The 1,647-nt window shown below is 58.8% G+C and carries 2 protein-coding genes; both read left to right on the top strand.

Annotated elements, in window-relative coordinates:
• Nucleotides 1-445: IS66 family insertion sequence element accessory protein TnpB (gene tnpB / locus HU766_RS25925; protein WP_238338707.1), on the top strand; the 445-nt coding region annotated here is incomplete at its 5' end.
• An 18-nt stretch (nucleotides 446-463) separates the two neighbouring features.
• Nucleotides 464-1,647: IS66 family transposase (locus HU766_RS25920; protein WP_186661835.1), on the top strand; the 1,184-nt coding region annotated here is incomplete at its 3' end.

Raw genomic sequence — 1,647 nt, 5'->3', positions numbered from 1 at the left:
GTGTCCGCTCCATGAAGCCCACATTCCAAGCGACTACCTGAAGCCCGATGCTGCGCTCCCGATTTCTTTCTGGAGCCAGTCCGCCATGATGCGTCCCGACAGCAAAGTCGAAAAGGTTTACCTCTACCCCAAGCCTGTGGATTTTCGAAAATCCATCGACGGCCTCACCGCCCTGGTCGAGCTGGACATCAAAGTCGCCGTGTTCGACCCCGTACTGTTCGTCTTCCTCAATAAAGCCCGTAACCGCATCAAGGTGTTGTACTGGGAGCGCAACGGCTTCTGCCTTTGGCTCAAGCGCCTCGAAGCCGAACGTTTCAAAACTTCCCCCGACGCCACCGACGAAGCCATCGTCCTGACCGTCCAGGAACTTAACTGGTTACTCGACGGCTTCGACCTCTGGCGCAACCGTCCACATCAGGTTCTGACACCCCGTTTCGTTGCCTGACCCGGTATAATCCGGGGCATGATTTCCTTGCCCGCCAACCTTCCAGACGATCCCGTACTACTCAAGCAGATGTTGCTTGAGGCCTACGAAGCACGCTTGCGCGAGCAGGAAGTCAACGAAGCCTATGCCACCCATATCGTCGACCTGAAAGAACAGATCAAGCTGCTGCGGGATCGGCTGTTCAACCGCAAATCCGAGCAGACGGTCGATCCCAATACGCCGCAACTGGCAATGTTCAACGAGCCGGAAAGCGAGCCGTTGCTGGCCGTGGTTGAGGATGCGGACGAAGAAGTCGTTGCCCCAGTCAAACGTCGTGGCAAGCGCAAACCGTTGTCGGCCGACCTGCCACGTGTCGAAGTCATCCACGACTTGCCCGAGCACGAGCTGACCTGCGTCTGCGGTTGCCGCAAGCATGTGGTTGGCGAGGAAACCAGCGAGCAGCTCGATATCGTGCCGATGCAGATCCGCGTGCTCAAACATGTGCGCAAGGTCTACGGCTGCCGTGGTTGTGAAGCGGCGCCGGTCACCGCCGACAAACCGGCACAGCTGATCGAGAAGAGCATGGCCAGCCCCAGCGTGCTGGCCATGCTGCTGACCACCAAGTATGTCGATGGTCTGCCGCTACACCGTTTTGAAAGCGTACTGTCCCGGCATGGCATCGAAATCCCCCGGCAAACCTTGGCCCGCTGGGTAATCCAGTGCAGCGAACACTTCCAGCCGCTGCTGAACCTGATGCGTGAGCGGTTGTTGGAAAGCCCGGTGATTCACTGCGATGAAACGCGGGTGCAGGTGCTCAAGGAACCGGATCGCGACCCGACCAGCCAGTCCTGGATGTGGGTGCAGGCCAGCGGGCCACCTGATCGACAAGTCGTGTTGTTCGACTACACCACCAGCCGTGCGCAGGAGGTACCGTTGCGCCTGCTGGAGGGCTATCGCGGTTATGTCATGACCGATGATTACGCCGGTTACAACGCGTTGGCATTACAGCCCGGTGTCGAACGGTTGGCGTGCATGGTTCATGCACGACGCAAGTTTGTCGAGGCGCAAAAGGTGCAGCCCAAAGGCAAGACGGGACGTGCCGATGTGGCGCTGGCGATGATCAACAAGCTGTATGGCATCGAGCGTGAACTCAAGGATGTCAGCGATGACCAGCGGTTCATCGGTCGCCAGGAACGAAGCCTGCCGATCCTCGGCCAGTTGAA

It is taken from the genome of Pseudomonas sp. SWRI77 (assembly GCF_014269105.1).
Classification (GTDB): Bacteria; Pseudomonadota; Gammaproteobacteria; order Pseudomonadales; family Pseudomonadaceae; genus Aquipseudomonas; species Aquipseudomonas capeferrum.
The sequence above is the reverse complement of the archived record's forward strand: the minus strand, read 5'-3'. Positions and strand labels throughout refer to the sequence as shown.